Genomic DNA, 16,495 nt, shown 5'->3' with positions numbered 1-16,495 from the left:
GGTAAAACAATTGGCACAAGTACAATATTACGGCACAGGTCGTCGAAAAAGCTCAACTGCACGTGTACGTTTAGTACCTGGTACAGGTAATGTAACAATTAATGGTCGTGATGCAAGAGACTATTTCCCATATGAAACACAACTTCTAATTCTTAACCAGCCTTTAGCTGCTACAGAAACAGAAGGCACTTATGACGTATTAGTAAACGTTCATGGTGGTGGATTTACTGGTCAAGCTGGAGCAATCCGTCACGGTATTTCTCGTGCACTACTTGAAGCAGATCCAGAATATCGTTCTACATTAAAACGCGCTGGATTCTTAACTCGTGATGCTCGCATGAAAGAACGTAAGAAATACGGTCTTAAAGGCGCTCGTCGTGCACCACAATTCTCAAAACGTTAATAGAAACAATGATATATCAGTGTTTACAGAGCTTTTTTGGTTCAAGTTGGTTCAAATCGACTTGAACCTTATAAAGCACTTAACAGATTTAAAGCATCGGCATCTTGCTGGTGCTTTTTTTCGTGCGCCCTGCATGTGCGAAAACTTGGTGGTGAAAGTCCACTACAGGCTTGGCAGTAGGAACTGTTAGCGAAAGGCAAGGTGGCCATCGTGAGGTAGTGGCTGAAGGAAGCTGGACGCAAACTCCTGAACTGACGAACAGAAACTAGATAGAAGGCTGAATTAGGTTGGATAAGTCTGCGAACAAGACAAAGTCCAACACTGCCTGAAACTTATACAGTAAATCTAGCTGTTACATGGGAGGAAAGTTTTCGCTCTTACAAGAGGGAGGTCTTGTGGGGGTGCGGTGGGAGTTGAATGATAACGAATTAGCACAACCAAAGCGGTGACGTTTTGGTGAATCACAAGAAGTCAGCAGAGGTCATAGTAATGTGAACTAACGAAACATGAAGGACCGAACGGTAGTAATTTTGGAAGCTCTTTGAAACGAAAGTTTCTTGGTTTCTGTCTATTAGCCACGAAGAAAGGGGCTAAAATTCGTCCTCATAACAAATCAAAAGTGACCGTAAAAGAGAAACTAAAATGAATCACTAAAGGCAATCGTGGACGAAGTCTTGAAGTGATTCTAAAAGAAGTCCAGCAACTTATGACTGGGTGGATAAACTCCTATGGCATAGGGGAAATGAAAGGATTTTTGAAGAATCTCAATGGCTGGCTGAAACGAAGGATTAGACAATATATCTGGAAGCAGTGGAAAAATCCACGCACGAAAAAAGAAAGACTAAGTAGTTTAGGTGTCGATAAACAAAAAGCTTATGAATGGTCGAATACAAGAAAAGGTTACTGGGTTATATCTAGTAGCTATGTACTCCATCGTTCATTAACAGACAAAGGAACTGGCATTGAGAGGGGCGGAAAGTTACTTAACTTTTCCCTCTACTCGATTGCCATTAATTCTAGATAATATTGTGTGTGGTTGTATGTTTATGTGTCCTTTTGATACATATGCAATCGTCTATATTTTGAGCAATTAAAATGATGCCTGATTATCCCTTAAAACGTGAAAAGTCGTTTTTTTAATGTTTAATTCCGTTAAAAGTTCGAATTGCTTAAAACGCTCAAAGCTAAAAATATAATCGTTTCTTTAACAGGGCTTTTACGAATAAGCTGATACAATTCGCTTCTTTGTTTATAGCTTTGATTATGATAAAATAGTATTCTATTAAACTAATAATTAAAAGGAAATGAGCTATCATGATAAGACGTATAAAATTACCTGGATGGATTGTTATTGTTTTTCTACTTTTTGGTATTACTTTTGGAGTAAATCAAGCGATTGCCCAGGTTTTAAAGGAATCTTCTGAACCGAATGAACCGAATGAGAAAATTGCAGATTCCAGCGTTTATCCGGGTTTGAACATCAAAACGAAGACGAAAGAAACGAATCTCTATACATTTTCAGTCAGTCAGCCGTATACAGAAAACAAACAGATTAATAAACCCATAGATGAGTGGATTGACCAACAGAAAAAAGAATTTACAACCAGTATAAAAGAACATAAAAACACGCTTGAGGAGAATGATTTCCGTGCGCACTTAAATATACAATTAGAAACGGAAAAAATAGCCGATAAAATCTATACGCTCGAATTCGAGGCGTATCATATAACAGGTGGAGCTAACGGAATGACAAAAATGAAGTCATTCGTCATTGATCTGAATCAAAACAAACTCTTACAACTGGATGATGTTTTTCAGTTGAATGAAGCGTCGGTCAAGGACATCCAAAAGCTTATTTTGGATGAGTTACACAGCAATCAAGAAATCAGCATCTATATCTTTGATGATATGGCAGAAAAAGTTTTAAAGGACCCCGAAAAATGGGAGTGGTCAGTCAGTCGTAAGGGCATGACATTTTATTTTGATGAATATGAAATTGCAGCAGGTGCAGCGGGTGCAATAAAAGTGGAAATTCCAATGAAGAAAATCAAACCGTATCTCAATAAGAAATTCGCGGAAAAAATAGATGTGAAGATTCCTGAAAAGGAAAAAGGCAAGGAAGAAGAACAGCATCCGGAGGACATAGCGAAACTTGACCCGGATGGAAAATACGTTGCATTAACATTTGATGATGGTCCACATCCGGAAGTGACACCAAGAATTTTAGATACACTGAAAAAGTATAATGCCAAAGCAACATTTTTTATGCTTGGAAGTCAGGTGGAATATTATCCATCCCTTGCTGCTAAGGTGGCGGAAGAAGGTCATGAAATTGCAAACCATACAATGAACCATCAAGACTTAACGATCTTAGGGTTGAATCAAATCAAAGAAGAGGTGCGACAATCCAGCAATATTATTGAAAAAGCGACCGGTAAGGCTCCAACCTTATTACGTCCGCCTTATGGTGCATCGAACAGTGATGTAGAAAAGGCTGCAGCAGATTTGGAAGCTCCTATTGCCATGTGGTCAGTTGATTCATTTGACTGGAAAAGCCGTAGTGCAGAAGCAGTAAATGAGGAAGTGATGTCCAATGTTGCACCAGGATCAATTGTATTACTGCATGATATTCATCCTTCAACTGCAGATGCATTGCCACAGCTATTGACCTCACTGGATAAGCAGGGGTATCAGATGGTAACTGTTTCACAGCTTCTTGAACTGTGGAATGAAAAAGGTGTCGGGCCGCATTACGGTAAAATACGTTAGAATAAGTATTATTGCCTTCATGCCCCATTCATGTACCATCAGATTGAAAAAGTATGAATATGTTTGAAAGCTTACTTTTAGAAAGCATATAAATAAGCCTTTTGAATAGGTATGACATAAGATGAAGTTTAAGAGAATCAAGTTTAAGATGGAAGACAGTATCGAATAATACCTTAACCCCCTGTTACAACAGTATTTGTGACAGGGGGTTTTTACTTGTGCCCATTTGTGGCCCATTCAATCATTATTCGTAAAAAGTATTCAACTAACATCTATCATTTTGGTTCAAATTGGTTCAAGTAATATCATTTTCAATACTTTCCTTTACATCTTTATCCATTGGAATTTACATTAAACGTTGATATAAATGGATTGCGATGTATTCAATACACTTAGAATTTATCTGTATATTTCTTAAAATGTTAATAAACCTTATATACCAAGGGTTTGCCCTCTTTGTTCTTATGGAGCAGAGAAGAGGGATCGAAGCACGGGCTGCAAACAACAAACTGGCAAGTGTATGCCACCAGAAGGCGCAAATAGTTATCTATGGCATCTGCTGAGAAAGGCACTGCGCTGTTTGTAAGAAGAGGTTTTCCGCGATTTTCAAGTGGGAAGGAAAGAGCGGTTATACGAGCGTAGTGAGCAAATCAAGAAAAACCATCGACCGATGCAAGACCCGCTTGAAAACCGCTGGTTACTCTTAATTAGACGGCTTTTTGTGTGACTTCTGCGCGGGAAGCCCATTCGAGAAGTTCCATCATACGTATTTCTTACGCACACACCATATGAACGCCTATTTACGTACCGTATGACATACAGAGTGCGCTTAGGTATTAAACTTTAAGAAAAGTATATACAAATCATATTTTCTTTAATAAAATGGTATTAATGTTGAAGTTTTAGAGAGAATATGGGGGGATTATGCTTATGGGAGAATTTAAATTATCTACAGAATTAAATGAATATATAGTCGATGGTTTAATGGAAGGGTATCGTGAATATCTTGAAATACGAAGAGAAAAAGCAAGGAAAATGAAAGTTAGTGGTGCGTATGCTTGGGTTAAAGGTAATCATATTGATGACCAAGTAGCTAGGGCTTGCAAACCATATGGTGTTGAAAGTAAACTAGCTAAGGCAGGATTAACGTGGCAATACTTACAATTCCAACATCAAGATGAAAAGATATTATTTATCGTGAAAAATTCGAGATATTTTCATGAGGAACAGGTTGATCGGGGAAGAGATGCTAATGGAAAAATAAGAAATGGAAAAATGTCTTATATGGAAAACTTAATGAAAATTAATTCAGAGATAGACTTTTCCAATATAAAAACAGATAATACTAACGACTCGGTGCAACTGCAACTTTTTGAAGACAATCTTCTTAGTGAAGAAGATAATGTTGAGATAGCAAAAATAGAATCTAATTATGATCGTTTCTATATAATAACATATGAAATTGATGAGAGTCAGTTAATTTCTGGAATTTCTCTATTTATGCCAAATCCTATTGATAATAAAGCTTATTTAATCGATGATTTAACAACATATATTAATCCTGAAAGTATTCAAATCGATGATGAATTAAAAGAAGTATTATCAAATGATGTGGATTCTAACAATAACTATGATGCATATAGGTTCGATATTGGTATAAATGAGGAAACCAAGGAGATAGATAGGAAAAGTTAAGAAATAAGGAGGTATAGCCTGTGTTCATAGGTAAAAGCTTGAACAACATTAGGATACTCAATAATATGAGTAGAAATCAGTTGGCGGATAAAATCAATGTTACTGAACAGGCTATTTGGCAGTACGAAAATGGATACGTTTCTCCAAAATTAGAAGTAGTAAATAAACTAAAAGCAATTTTTCATGTTAAATCATCATATTTTTTGAATAATGATATACTAGATGAATCAGATATGCAAAATATACAAGTAGATAACATCGCATATAGATCTGAGACAATTAATTCATTAAATAAATCTCAAAGTGAATCAATGCATGTGAGATTCCTTGATGCTTTTTTAAAAAAAGTTGAAGGTAAGATTAATTACCCTAAGAATACTCTTCTGGAATTGAGAAATGATGCAATTTTGTTTATGAATAATAATCCAGACATGGATAGAAACGCTCAAATTAAATGTATTGCTAAATTAGTTCGTCAAAAAATAGGTTTAGATAATTACTCTAATAAAAATTTACTCTTCTTATTAGAAAAGTCAGGAGCATTTGTTTTCGAAAAAGAAATTGGTGATACAATTGATGCATATAGTCTTTGGAGTGAAGATCATAGACCGTTTATAATTTTAGGATCAATTAAAAAATCAGCTGTAAGAAGGAATTTTGATTTGGCGCATGAACTTGGACACCTTATGCTACATTATAAAGTAGAGTTTACAATGCAAGACAAGAAAAACTATAGAGCTCTTGAAGATGAAGCCAATTATTTTGCGTCTGAATTTCTTTTGCCAGAAGAGCAATTTCTACTAGATTGTAGCAATATAGTGAAAAAATCTAATCCAGACTCCTATATTGATATGAAACAAAAATGGAGGGTTTCACTACAAGCTATTGCAATTAGGGCTTTTAAATTAGGGGTCATAGATTATCAAAAGTATAGATATTTCTATATGGTAATCAATAAAAAAGGATATAAAGTCAACGAGCCATTAGATAATCAAATACCTATTGAGCGGCCGACTAAGGTAAAAAGTATCTTACAGTTACTTTTTGATGAAGGTTTGTATTCAGTCACTGAGTTGATGGATGAATTAAAAGTTGACCAGAGCTTTCTAACCATTTTGACTGGTATAGAAGAGGGCTTTTTCATTACTAACCGTCAAAAGGAGAATAAAAAATTTACGGTTAATGAGCTAGGATTTAAAGTAAATTAACATTATGTTCTACAAGTTAACTGGAGGACACTGAATGACGCACTAAGCGTTATTTGGTGTTCTATTTTTATTGTAAAACACTTGAGGGGTGGGTAAAATGAACAATCAGGAATTAGAGAATTGGGCGGATCAATTACTAGCAGAGTATGAAGATAGTCGCAGATATTTAGGAAGAATGAAAGACAGTTTTGACCATGCGATCAATGAACTAATGAAATTGATATGGAAACAATATCAATAGTTGAATACAATCAGCAAGATAAAAAACAAATTAACATGATAGAATGGCAAGCATCTATTAACTGGAACAAGAGGGGATGGAAATAATTGGGTACGCCTGAAAAGTTGAAGCTTAGTTTTTTTTATGTTAAAATTTGACCTTATTGTATAACTTACTATAAATCTTATATAAAGTTTGTAGAGGTCGTCGAACACTTCAGCTGTCAACGTATTAATATTAACTATTTAAGGGATCTTAACCAATTAAGTTGGGGATCCTTTTTATTTTGAAATGTATTATTGTCCCATAGGGTTATGTGTTGTTTACTGTGTAAACCTTTATTCAATTGATACTATCTTTATATATAATTTATTTGCAGGAAGGAAGTTTAATATGGATCTTGTTCAATCTATCATTCATTCAGTTCCAATTATAAAAAAGATTATGCGTGAGGAAGTTATGCTCACCATTTTTGATCATGAAAAATATGTATTCTATTCTCCAAGTGCTGATCTCGATTTTAAGCATCAACCAGGGGAGCCATTACCACCTAAATATAAAAATTTTGGGATGGTCGATCCTGTAAATACGGTTACTGTAAAAGTGCCAGAAGAGGAATACGGCATCCCTTTTGATAGTATTTCCATCCCTATTACTAATGAGCAGGGTGAGCTTATAGCTGGATTAAATGTTGCTGTAAGTACGAGAAACCAACAGCAGCTTAACAATATTATTATTACAATTGAAAATACCACAACCACCTTATTAGCTACGGTTCAGCACATAGCCGCTCATTCAGAGGAGCTATCTGCGACAACGGGACAAATATCCTCCAACGTACAAAATGCGGTCGATGAGTCGATAAAGGTAAATGAGGTAACCAATTTTATAAAGGGGATAAGCAACCAAACTAATCTTCTAGGTTTAAATGCATCGATAGAAGCTGCTAGGGTCGGTAGTGCTGGAGCTGGCTTTGGTGTTGTTGCTAATGAGGTTCGTAAACTATCCGAAGAAACGAAGCGTGCCACAACAAATATTGAGGATACTTTGAAAAACATTCAGGAAACGATGAGGGGGATGCAGACCGATTTCAAGGAGATTGCTGACTCTACTCAGGAAGAAGCCAAATTGATCACCAATTTCATGGGTGAAATTGAGAATCTTAATAAGGCCTCGCAGGATCTTAAATACTTCATGACTCAATTGATTGGACATGAGTCGTAAAGGATAGTCTACTATGGGTTTTATTTTATATTTTAAATAGCCCTCCATGCTACAATGATATAATTTAACTGTTTACAGTTCTAGGCTCTTTTCACCTCGGTGGAAAGGGTCTTTTTCGTTCCTGGCACCTTATACGTCATAGTGGTATAATAATATAATTAAAAGTATAATGGACCAAATAAATAGTTTGTTTGCCTTGGTATGTAGATTTGGTATATATATGGTATAAAAATAATGCATTTTAAACAGAAAGGAAATGACCTATGTCTAAACAACAACAGATTGGTGTTATCGGATTAGCTGTAATGGGCAAAAATCTAGCATTAAATATCGAAAGCAGAGGGAATTCAGTAGCGGTATATAACCGTACATATGAAAAAACACAAGAGTTTCTTGCAAATGAAGCGAAAGGCAAGGACTTTGTCGGAGCGAAGACGATTAAAGAGTTCGTTCAATCATTAGAAAAGCCACGTAAAATTATGATGATGGTGAAAGCTGGTCCTGCTACAGATGCAACCATTGATTCCTTGATGCCATATCTTGAGAAAGGCGACATTTTAATTGATGGTGGTAATACATTGTATGAAGATACGATGCGCCGTAATCAAAAATTGGATGAATCAGGAATCCACTTTATTGGTACAGGAGTTTCGGGTGGAGAAGAAGGCGCACTTAAAGGTCCTTCCTTAATGCCTGGTGGACAGAAGGAAGCATATGAATTAGTTGCACCTATCTTTGAAGCTATTTCAGCAAAAGTAGAAGGTGATCCGTGCGTAACCTATATTGGACCAAATGGTGCTGGGCACTTTGTTAAAATGGTTCATAACGGGATTGAATATGGAGACATGCAATTAATTGCTGAGGCTTATCATATTATGAAGAACGTACTTGGAATGGATGCAGATGAACTTCATGAAGTATTTACCGAATGGAATAAAGGTGAATTAGATAGTTATCTGATTGAAATTACTGCAGATGTATTTACGAAGAAAGATGATGAAACAGGTAAACCGCTTGTGGACGTCATTATGGATAAAGCTGGCCAAAAAGGTACGGGTAAATGGACAAGTAAAAATGCATTAGATTTAGGTGTTCCACTACCACTAATTACCGAATCTGTATTTGCACGCTTTATTTCAAGCTTAAAAGATGAACGTGTAAAAGCAAGTAAGGTATTAAATGGTCCTGAAGCAGTAACTTATGAAGGTGACCGTAAAGAATTAATTGAAGCAATTAGAAAGGCATTATATATGAGTAAGATTACTTCTTATGCACAAGGCTTTGCACAGTTGCGTGCAGCGTCAGAAGAATATGGATGGGATCTTAAATATGGCGACATCTCAATGATTTGGCGAGGTGGTTGTATTATTCGAGCACAATTCCTACAAAAGATTAAGGATGCATTTGATCGCGAAGCCGAATTGGCTAACTTGATGTTAGATCCATATTTCAAGGAAGTCGTAGAAAATTATCAATCGGCATTACGTGAAGTAATTACAATTGCAATGAAACATGGCATTCCAGTTCCAACATTCTCTAGTGCGATTGCCTACTATGATAGTTATCGCTCTAGTGATTTACCGGCTAACTTAATTCAAGCACAACGTGACTACTTCGGCGCACATACTTTTGAACGTAAAGATAAAGAAGGCGTCTTTCACGCAGAGTGGTTCTAATAAAATGAAATAATAAATGTACTAATATCAGGAAGAGCTAAATTAGTGGAGGCAATACACGTAGACTGAAAAAGAAAGGTACTTTTTCTTCGTGCGATGTAATGCTGTCGAAGCTTTTCTTTTCCTACGGGAGGAAAGGCTCAGCAGCCGCCCGTGGAAAACGAAGTGTATTGCCAGAACGGTTAACAGGGGGACGTACAATGAAAATTGCATTAATTGCTCATGATAAAAAGAAAGATGATATGGTTCGATTTACACAAGCTTATAAATATAGTCTAGAGAAACATGAATTATATGCTACAGGCACTACAGGCCTTAGAATTTCCGAAAATACTGGACTGTCTGTACACCGTTTTCAATCAGGTCCATTAGGTGGAGATCAACAAATTGGTGCACTTGTTGCAGATAATAATATGGATGTTATTATCTTTTTCCGAGATCCTCTAACTGCACAGCCGCATGAACCTGATATATCTGCTTTATTAAGGCTTTGTGATGTGTATTCCATTCCACTAGCAACCAATATGGGTACAGCTGAATTAATCATTCATGCAATGGAACGTGGAGATTTGGAATGGCGTGAAATTATTAAAGAACGTAATAATAAATAAACTAGAAAAGGCTTTGGGGTTCTCCTGAAGCCTTTTTACAGGACAGTATTGTTTATCGCATTAAATAGTAGGAATTGGAAAAGGTATTAATGATGACTAATTAGAAAGAATCTTAGCCTAGAATATGATGCATCATCGTGTTTTAATTATAATTACAAATGGTATAATATCTCTAGAAGGAGGGACGGTAGATGGAAGCAATCTATATTGGCATTTTACTTTGTTCTATTGCTTTCTTTGTAGCGGTCATTTATATTTCGCTGGTATTAAAGCGAGTAGCAACTGTTACAAGATCACTTGGCACTACTTTGAAAGAAGTAGAAAGGCAATTCGGATATGTTACACCAGAATTAATCAATACACTAAAAGAAACAAATAAAATACTTGATGAAATGGGAGAAAATATAAAAGCAACAGATAGCGTCTTTGATTCTGTACATAATGTTGGTAAATCAATCAACACCCTCAATTCAACCTATAAAAACTATCAGGAAAAGGTAAGCGGAGATCAATTCAAGAAGCAAATAAAACAGGTTGTAGAGGGAGTAAAATGGGGAGAGGCTGTTACACAAGTTTTTTCAAAGTGGAAAAAGGCAAATCATTCTTAATTGAAGGGAAAGGTAATTAGAGATGACTTTAATTGGTATTGGAGTAATTATTATTGGAATTGCGGTACTTATTTTGTCCATTTTTATTGGACATGCTTTAAATAACTTAGCAAATGTACTACAAGGTGTGGACAAAACGGTAGAGCAATTACCTAAGCAGCTAGATGATATTATGAAAGAAACAGCAGGAATGATTAGCGAAAGCAACAATACATTAGTAGATGTAAATGATAAACTACGACAACTTAGCCCATTATTCTATGTTGTTGGTGATGTTGGTAAGGTGACACGGAAATTCTCTTCCTCTTTAGTCGATGCGACAGAATCTGTTAAAACAAAAACAGAAGGGGAAGCGGATGGAACGGAGAAGGACAAAGCGGGTGGTATATATGGTACCTTTGCACTTGCATATTACTGGCTAAAGAAACGTAAGGAAATGAAGTCATAATAGGGAAAATAGGTTGTACGATTTGTACAGCCTATTTTTTATTTCCGTTAAATAATAAATATAATAGTGCAATCAACCCGTAAAGCCCCTGTAGACCATTGCTTTTATGAGCTGTTCCATCTGCATCTATTTCTTCTGTGTGTGTAACTTTGCTTACAATCTGAGAAGTTAATTTGTTGGTGGAACGTCCAATATCGCCAATCGTGTGAAAAAGCGGGCTGAGTTCCTTCACTTGCTCATTTACTTGATGAAGTGTATCAACTCCTGTACCGATAGCTCCCTTTGCTTGCGTCGTAATTTCATGAACGGTAGACGGCAAGGTATCTGTCGTCTTTTGTAGGCTTCCAAAGACACCAGATAATTTGAGTAGTGGTTTTATTATAGCGATTGCTACAATTAGTAATGCTACACCAATTATTAATACACCAATACCTAACCAAAGCATATATATCCCCCTTTCCACTCTAATTTCTTATAAGTATATCTTAAACGAATTCTTTTAAAGCATACCATATTTTCGTTTACATGAAATCCATGACGATTCATTCCGTTGTCATAAACCTTGGCCTTGTCCCATAAAATAATGGAAGCAAAGGTTAAGGGGAGAATAAAATGACGAAAAGGATAAAAATAAGCTTATGGGTAGTCGGTTTAGCAATATTGGTTTTCCTTATACAATATCCTATTACAAAAAGTGGAGATGCCTGGGATTCGGAATTCTCTCTACCATTATCGGGAAAGAATATTGTACTTGACCCAGGCCACGGTGGACCTGATGGTGGGGCAGTAGGAGCGGATGGAACATTAGAAAAGGGAATAACACTGAATGTTTCTAAGAAGCTACAAAATTATTTAGAGCAAGCTGGTGCGAATGTTTTCCTAACGAGGGAAGTTGATAAGGATTTAGCTGCAGAAAGTACAAAAGGATTATCACGAAGGAAAAATGAGGATATTCGTAATCGACTACAGTTTATCAAGGATAATGAGGCAGATTTCTTTTTAAGTATACACTTAAATGCGCTACCATCTACTAAATGGAGGGGGGCACAATCCTTTTATTACCCACAGTTTGATGAGAGCAAACATTTAGCAAAGGTGATCCAAGCGGAAATTATTCGTAACCTAGAGAATACAAAACGAGAGGCATTAGCAATTAATGGTATGTATTTATTAAAGCATGCAGAAGTTCCTGGTGCGCTAGTTGAGATTGGCTTTTTATCAAACGAAGAAGAACGTGAATTATTAAAAGATGACAACTATCAGGACAAACTCGCAGCAAGTATTTATGAAGGCGTTTTAAGATATAGTACAGAGGATGAAGAAAAGTCAGAAGAAGCGGAATGATTGATGCACATCACTTAGATTTTTCGTTATTTATGTTATACTAGCTATTGACATAAATAAAACGCTTTAATTTAAGGGATGGTGACTAGAATGTTAACAAAAGAAGAAGTGGTTGAACTACTTAACCCTGTCAAAGACCCGTTTTTACATATAACATTACAAGAGTCTGGTGGTATTAAAGAAGTAACAATAAAGGAAGAAAAGAAACATGTCAGTGTAAAGGTTGGCATATCAAAAACAAATACCGGAGAACAAATGCAATTACAACAGGAGATTGTTGGCATTCTAAAAAGAAATGGTGCTACAACCGTGGGCTTACGTTTTGAAAAATTGCCAGATGAGGTAATTAGAGAATATCAAGCAGCGGTAGAGCAAGAGCAAGAATCAACATTAATGGGTGGAAATTCAAATACGAAATTTATCGCAGTTGCTAGTGGTAAAGGTGGAGTTGGGAAATCAACTGTAACCGTAAACCTTGCGATGGCACTCATGCGACTTGGTAAAAAAGTAGGTGTTATCGATGCGGATATCTACGGTTTTAGCGTTCCTGATATGATGGGAATCGAAAATCGCCCAGTTGTCAGAGGGAAGAAGATTATCCCTGTTGAGCGTTTTGGTGTAAAAGTCATTTCAATGGGTTTCTTTGTTGAGGATAATTCACCAATCATCTGGCGTGGACCAATGCTTGGTAAAATGATCAATAGTTTCTTTTCTGAAGTAGAATGGGGAGACTTAGACTATTTATTACTCGACTTACCACCAGGTACTGGCGATATTGCGATGGATGTACATGAACTGTTGCCATCGTGTAAAGAAATTATAGTTACTACTCCACATCCAACAGCTGCTTTTGTTGCAGCACGAGCAGGACAAATGGCTATGAAGACAGAACACGAAATCTTAGGTGTTATTGAGAATATGTCATATTTTGTAAGTAAGAAAACCGGAGAAAAAGAGCATGTATTTGGACAAGGCGGGGGCAAAAAGTTAGCTGAAGTATTGGAAACTAAGGTTCTAGGTCAACTACAGCTACAACAACCATATATGGATGAAGAAGAATTTGCACCTTCTGTATACCAAGAAGATCATCCAAATGGTAAAGAGTTCCATAAGATTGCTGCAAAAGTGATTGCAAAAATAGAAGGATAAAACGAAAGAGGGCGCCTATGTAGCGTCCTCTTTCGTTTATGATTCACCGCCACCGCCGCCGCTGTTTTTCTCTTCTTCACCGCTTCCACCGCCACCACTTTTTTCAGATTCTCCACCGCCGCCTTGTCCTTGCTTTTCGGCAGCCTTTAATAATATATCTTGAATCTTCGCTTGGAATGTTGGTGTCTCAAGTGTTTCTTGAATGGTTTTCTCTAAGTGTGCCCGAAATTGTTGCCCTTTTAGCACGGTTAACATTTGCTCATCTATTTCAGGGTTTTGCAATAAATCCAGCATCTTTTTCTGGTATTCGGAATCAGTCATTAAACTCTTTTGTAGGTCCATTTGTTGCTCTTCCATTGATTTCGTATAACCTTCGACAAATTTTGGATCTTCAAATAATGCCTGCCACATTTCTTTTCCTTTATCAGAAACAAGCGTCTCATTAATCGTTTGTTTTACTACTTCAGAATTTAAAACAAGCTCTTCTTTCATTTTTTCATCAGACAGTATTTCAGTTAATGCCTTCTTTCCTTCTTCTGTCTGTAATATATCTACGACCATCTTCTTTGTCTGTTCATAATCACCTTCACTTGCAGAAGCATTTCCTCCACCACCTCCGCAGGCAGTTAACAACAAGAAGCAAAATCCTATAACTAAGATTGGAATGAATCGATACAATAGGAATTCCTCCTTCCTTATATGTTTAATATGAGTGACAAATAAACAAACTATACACTTAATTGAGGAAAAATGTCTCCCTTCATGATAAAATACGGATGTACTTATATTTCTGCCTTATAATAGGAGGATTTTATATTGAATTTCCGGAATTTAGTCAACTTTTTGTTTAGAACAGCGCTAATTGGTGGAGCTGCTGGCTTAATTATTAGTTTTTTTGTACAAGCAGATGTCTATGGTGCAAATTTAAATCCATTTAATTTTATGGAACTTTTAGGGTTAATTTTATTTAATATTGGTTTGGGCTTAACTTTTAGTGTGGTGAGCATGACTGGCTTTTTTGCGTATTTATTCATCCATCGTTTTGGTCTAAACTTATTTCGCTCGTTTTGGGGGGCCGTCCAAGTATTGTTAATTGCTTTTGTTATATTTGACCTCATCTACTTCCCATATCAAGGAGCAAATGGCGATGTGTCTCTGTTTTGGTTTGTTTTAATGGCTTTTGGGATTTTGGCCTATGGATGGATTGTTGCTAAGGTAAAAGTAAAAGCAACGAATAAGAAGGCATTTATTCCAGCACTCTTTCTAATGGTAGTTATAACGTCAGTAGAGTGGGTCCCAGGTCTCCAAGTTGAAGGTACAGATTATGCTTGGTTGATGATTGTCCCACTTTTAGCCTGCAACACATACCAACTACTCGCTTTACCGCAAGTCACGAAGGATTATAAGAAAAAAGAAGAGAATACGAAAACTAGCAAGAATGCTAAGAAAGCATAAAAAAAACCATCAGCTGATGGTTTTTTTATTCTACTAATTCTGAATCGGCATGTGCTTGGTTAATTAGTTCGGTCATGGAAACAAATTGGAATCCTTTGTTTTTTAACCCAGGTAATATCGTACTTAGTGCATCAGCTGTCTGTTTAGAAGAATCTGAAGCATGCATTAAAATAATATCTCCATTTGTTGTATCTTTCATCACTGTGTCAACAATTGCATCTGTACCAGGATTCTCCCAATCATTCGTATTAACGTTCCAGTGAATCACGTTATAATTCAGCTGGTTTGCTAATTCAAGAACATCCTCATTAAATTGCCCACTTGGTGGTCTAAGCAGTTTCATTTCTTCATAACCTAGTTTATTAAAGATTTCATTCGCATAAGCTAAATCTTTTCTTACCTGGTCAATTTCCTGGTCAAGATAGCTCTTATAACGATAACCCAACATCCCTAACTCATGTTCTCCCTCGGATATCTTTTCAAGGATAGTCGGATGTCTTTCTGCCCATTCTCCACTTACGAAAAAGGTAGCCTGTACCTGATGTTGTTCTAATTTCTCCAGAATATCGTGAACTCGTTCTTCCCCCCAGCTAATATTAAAAGTTAAAGCAATATTTGGTTCGTCTGCATTTCCCTTCGTAAGTGCCACGGGTTTTTCCTTAGAAAAAACAGATAACACCCCATTTTCCCCAATAGTTAATAAAACTGCTGTAAATAATGCTAATATCACGATAAGTAGCCACCGTTTAATGTGTTTAATTTTAAATACATAAAAGTTATTCATTAATATCCCCCCAACTACAGTACTCCTTTAATAAATTCTATGAAGGATAACAAGAAATATGAACAAGCCTCTTAAGAAGTAATAATATAAATTTATAATGTGTGCTTGAAAAAAACTGAAATTGGGAATAGTGGTATTACATGACTTTACATATGAACCATAACCGCCAAAGTCACACAATATTAAAGAAGTTGTGTAAGTTAATTTATTTCCTGAGGTGAAGAACAATGATGGGATTATTGATAAACGAAATGGAACAAAGAGAAATAGAATACTTATTAAAGAGGGAATTAGAAGAGACACTCATTGATTTAGAAGATTCGAGGATAGATCATAATGTGAAACGTGTCATGCGAGAAAGGTATCAAACACTCTTTCAGTTATTGCGCAGGCTCGCAACAGAACAAGAATGTATGAAGTATATACTGAAACGTAGTGGAAATAGATAGAAATAACGTATATTGGTATTGATGGAGATTAGCACCCTGAAGTGAAGGTGGCTAGTCTGAATTATAAGTCTTATTTATTTGCTATTGCACAACTAAATAATCTATGATATTATAAATTTCGTTGTCAGTTAAAACAACTCAACAAGTTTTGAGATAAACTTCGACAGGTGTTGACAACTGATGAAAAACGTGATAAATTATGTTTTGTCACAAAAAATAAATTGCTCTTTGAAAACTGAACAAAACAACCAGTATGATTTATTATACAAAAGAAACGCTAGTTTCTTTCTATAGAAGGTAACACTTCTAAAAGCTAAGACTCGTCTGATTAATTGGTGTTAATCAGATACAAACTTTTTTGGAGAGTTTGATCTTGGCTCAGGACGAACGCTGGCGGCGTGCCTAATACATGCAAGTCGAGCGCGGGAAGCAAGCAAACATCCTTCGGGATG

Annotated in this window: 18 protein-coding genes and 1 rRNA gene; 16 read left to right on the top strand and 3 right to left on the bottom strand. The window is 36.2% G+C overall.

The features are described from left to right. Window positions 1-10 precede the first annotated feature (10 nt). From rpsI to D8M05_RS13445, 11 genes are all read left to right on the top strand, one after another. The gene (rpsI, locus tag D8M05_RS13490) at window positions 11-403 is read left to right on the top strand and encodes a 30S ribosomal protein S9 (protein ID WP_121132677.1); all 393 of its coding nucleotides are present in this window, start codon (window positions 11-13) and stop codon (window positions 401-403) included. A 646-nt stretch (window positions 404-1,049) separates the two neighbouring features. Continuing rightward, on the top strand, window positions 1,050-1,427 hold the full coding sequence (locus D8M05_RS13485; RefSeq protein ID WP_281271917.1) for a group II intron maturase-specific domain-containing protein: 378 nt from the start codon (window positions 1,050-1,052) through the stop codon (window positions 1,425-1,427). Window positions 1,428-1,717: 290 nt separating this feature from the next. Beyond that, window positions 1,718-3,172, top strand: coding sequence for a polysaccharide deacetylase family protein (locus D8M05_RS13480; RefSeq protein WP_121132675.1), 1,455 nt, complete (start codon window positions 1,718-1,720; stop codon window positions 3,170-3,172). Window positions 3,173-4,096: 924 nt separating this feature from the next. Continuing rightward, a complete protein-coding gene (locus D8M05_RS13475) occupies window positions 4,097-4,867 on the top strand; it encodes a spr1630 family ClpXP-sensitive toxin (protein ID WP_147405181.1) in 771 nt (256 codons plus the stop codon). Window positions 4,868-4,887: 20 nt separating this feature from the next. Further along, window positions 4,888-6,075, top strand: coding sequence for a spr1629 family repressor/antitoxin (locus D8M05_RS13470; protein ID WP_121132671.1), 1,188 nt, complete (start codon window positions 4,888-4,890; stop codon window positions 6,073-6,075). 97 nt (window positions 6,076-6,172) lie between these two features. Then, the gene (locus D8M05_RS20245) at window positions 6,173-6,316 is read left to right on the top strand and encodes a hypothetical protein (RefSeq protein ID WP_183072800.1); all 144 of its coding nucleotides are present in this window, start codon (window positions 6,173-6,175) and stop codon (window positions 6,314-6,316) included. Window positions 6,317-6,688: 372 nt separating this feature from the next. Next, window positions 6,689-7,519: a methyl-accepting chemotaxis protein gene (locus D8M05_RS20760; RefSeq protein ID WP_121132669.1), complete on the top strand. Its 831-nt coding sequence runs from the start codon at window positions 6,689-6,691 to the stop codon at window positions 7,517-7,519. Between the two features lie 263 nt (window positions 7,520-7,782). Continuing rightward, window positions 7,783-9,195, top strand: coding sequence for an NADP-dependent phosphogluconate dehydrogenase (gndA, locus tag D8M05_RS13460; RefSeq protein ID WP_121132667.1), 1,413 nt, complete (start codon window positions 7,783-7,785; stop codon window positions 9,193-9,195). A 200-nt stretch (window positions 9,196-9,395) separates the two neighbouring features. Further along, window positions 9,396-9,806, top strand: a complete 411-nt coding sequence (gene mgsA / locus D8M05_RS13455; RefSeq protein ID WP_121132666.1) for a methylglyoxal synthase — start codon at window positions 9,396-9,398, stop codon at window positions 9,804-9,806. Window positions 9,807-9,997: 191 nt separating this feature from the next. Next, on the top strand, window positions 9,998-10,414 hold the full coding sequence (locus D8M05_RS13450; protein WP_121132664.1) for a DUF948 domain-containing protein: 417 nt from the start codon (window positions 9,998-10,000) through the stop codon (window positions 10,412-10,414). A gap of 22 nt (window positions 10,415-10,436) precedes the next feature. After that, window positions 10,437-10,862 (top strand): DUF948 domain-containing protein, encoded by a 426-nt coding sequence (locus D8M05_RS13445; protein ID WP_121132662.1) that lies wholly within the window; start codon window positions 10,437-10,439, stop codon window positions 10,860-10,862. Between the two features lie 31 nt (window positions 10,863-10,893). Here the strand turns inward: D8M05_RS13445 and D8M05_RS13440 are convergent, their stop codons facing one another. Continuing rightward, a complete protein-coding gene (locus tag D8M05_RS13440) occupies window positions 10,894-11,307 on the bottom strand; it encodes a DUF948 domain-containing protein (protein ID WP_121132660.1) in 414 nt (137 codons plus the stop codon). Between the two features lie 167 nt (window positions 11,308-11,474). Here D8M05_RS13440 and cwlD point away from each other — a divergent pair, with 167 nt between their 5' ends. Together cwlD and D8M05_RS13430 are read left to right on the top strand one after the other, a co-directional pair. Continuing rightward, a complete protein-coding gene (gene cwlD / locus D8M05_RS13435) occupies window positions 11,475-12,206 on the top strand; it encodes an N-acetylmuramoyl-L-alanine amidase CwlD (RefSeq protein ID WP_121132658.1) in 732 nt (243 codons plus the stop codon). A 90-nt stretch (window positions 12,207-12,296) separates the two neighbouring features. Continuing rightward, window positions 12,297-13,355 (top strand): Mrp/NBP35 family ATP-binding protein, encoded by a 1,059-nt coding sequence (locus tag D8M05_RS13430; protein ID WP_121132656.1) that lies wholly within the window; start codon window positions 12,297-12,299, stop codon window positions 13,353-13,355. A gap of 36 nt (window positions 13,356-13,391) precedes the next feature. On the opposite strand, the gene gerD is transcribed toward D8M05_RS13430, so the two are convergent. Further along, window positions 13,392-14,033, bottom strand: coding sequence for a spore germination lipoprotein GerD (gene gerD / locus D8M05_RS13425; protein WP_121132654.1), 642 nt, complete (start codon window positions 14,031-14,033; stop codon window positions 13,392-13,394). Between the two features lie 138 nt (window positions 14,034-14,171). Between gerD and D8M05_RS13420 the strand changes: the two genes are divergently transcribed. Further along, the gene (locus D8M05_RS13420; RefSeq protein ID WP_121132652.1) at window positions 14,172-14,810 is read left to right on the top strand and encodes a KinB-signaling pathway activation protein; all 639 of its coding nucleotides are present in this window, start codon (window positions 14,172-14,174) and stop codon (window positions 14,808-14,810) included. 25 nt (window positions 14,811-14,835) lie between these two features. Here D8M05_RS13420 and pdaB read toward each other — a convergent pair whose 3' ends face one another. Continuing rightward, window positions 14,836-15,594 carry a polysaccharide deacetylase family sporulation protein PdaB gene (pdaB, locus tag D8M05_RS13415; protein ID WP_121132650.1) on the bottom strand — a complete coding sequence of 253 codons (759 nt, stop codon included), beginning with the start codon at window positions 15,592-15,594 and terminating at the stop codon, window positions 14,836-14,838. Window positions 15,595-15,821: 227 nt separating this feature from the next. Between pdaB and D8M05_RS13410 the strand changes: the two genes are divergently transcribed. Next, a complete protein-coding gene (locus tag D8M05_RS13410; protein ID WP_121132648.1) occupies window positions 15,822-16,043 on the top strand; it encodes a hypothetical protein in 222 nt (73 codons plus the stop codon). 355 nt (window positions 16,044-16,398) lie between these two features. Then, window positions 16,399-16,495: ribosomal RNA gene (locus D8M05_RS13405) — 16S ribosomal RNA — on the top strand; the annotation flags it as partial.

The sequence above is a fragment of the Oceanobacillus bengalensis genome (genome assembly GCF_003628445.1).
Taxonomy (GTDB): Bacteria; Bacillota; Bacilli; order Bacillales; family Amphibacillaceae; genus Oceanobacillus; species Oceanobacillus bengalensis.
The sequence above is the reverse complement of the archived record's forward strand: the minus strand, read 5'-3'. Positions and strand labels throughout refer to the sequence as shown.

Coding starts and splice junctions, on each gene's coding strand:
- D8M05_RS20245 (WP_183072800.1), top strand. CDS start 6,173: ATGAACAATCAGGAATTAGAGAATTGGGCGGATCAATTACTAGCAGAG.
- D8M05_RS13445 (WP_121132662.1), top strand. CDS start 10,437: ATGACTTTAATTGGTATTGGAGTAATTATTATTGGAATTGCGGTACTT.
- pdaB (WP_121132650.1), bottom strand. CDS start 15,594: ATGAATAACTTTTATGTATTTAAAATTAAACACATTAAACGGTGGCTA.
- mgsA (WP_121132666.1), top strand. CDS start 9,396: ATGAAAATTGCATTAATTGCTCATGATAAAAAGAAAGATGATATGGTT.
- D8M05_RS20760 (WP_121132669.1), top strand. CDS start 6,689: ATGGATCTTGTTCAATCTATCATTCATTCAGTTCCAATTATAAAAAAG.
- gndA (WP_121132667.1), top strand. CDS start 7,783: ATGTCTAAACAACAACAGATTGGTGTTATCGGATTAGCTGTAATGGGC.
- D8M05_RS13480 (WP_121132675.1), top strand. CDS start 1,718: ATGATAAGACGTATAAAATTACCTGGATGGATTGTTATTGTTTTTCTA.
- D8M05_RS13430 (WP_121132656.1), top strand. CDS start 12,297: ATGTTAACAAAAGAAGAAGTGGTTGAACTACTTAACCCTGTCAAAGAC.
- cwlD (WP_121132658.1), top strand. CDS start 11,475: ATGACGAAAAGGATAAAAATAAGCTTATGGGTAGTCGGTTTAGCAATA.
- D8M05_RS13450 (WP_121132664.1), top strand. CDS start 9,998: ATGGAAGCAATCTATATTGGCATTTTACTTTGTTCTATTGCTTTCTTT.
- D8M05_RS13410 (WP_121132648.1), top strand. CDS start 15,822: ATGATGGGATTATTGATAAACGAAATGGAACAAAGAGAAATAGAATAC.
- D8M05_RS13440 (WP_121132660.1), bottom strand. CDS start 11,307: ATGCTTTGGTTAGGTATTGGTGTATTAATAATTGGTGTAGCATTACTA.
- D8M05_RS13475 (WP_147405181.1), top strand. CDS start 4,097: ATGCTTATGGGAGAATTTAAATTATCTACAGAATTAAATGAATATATA.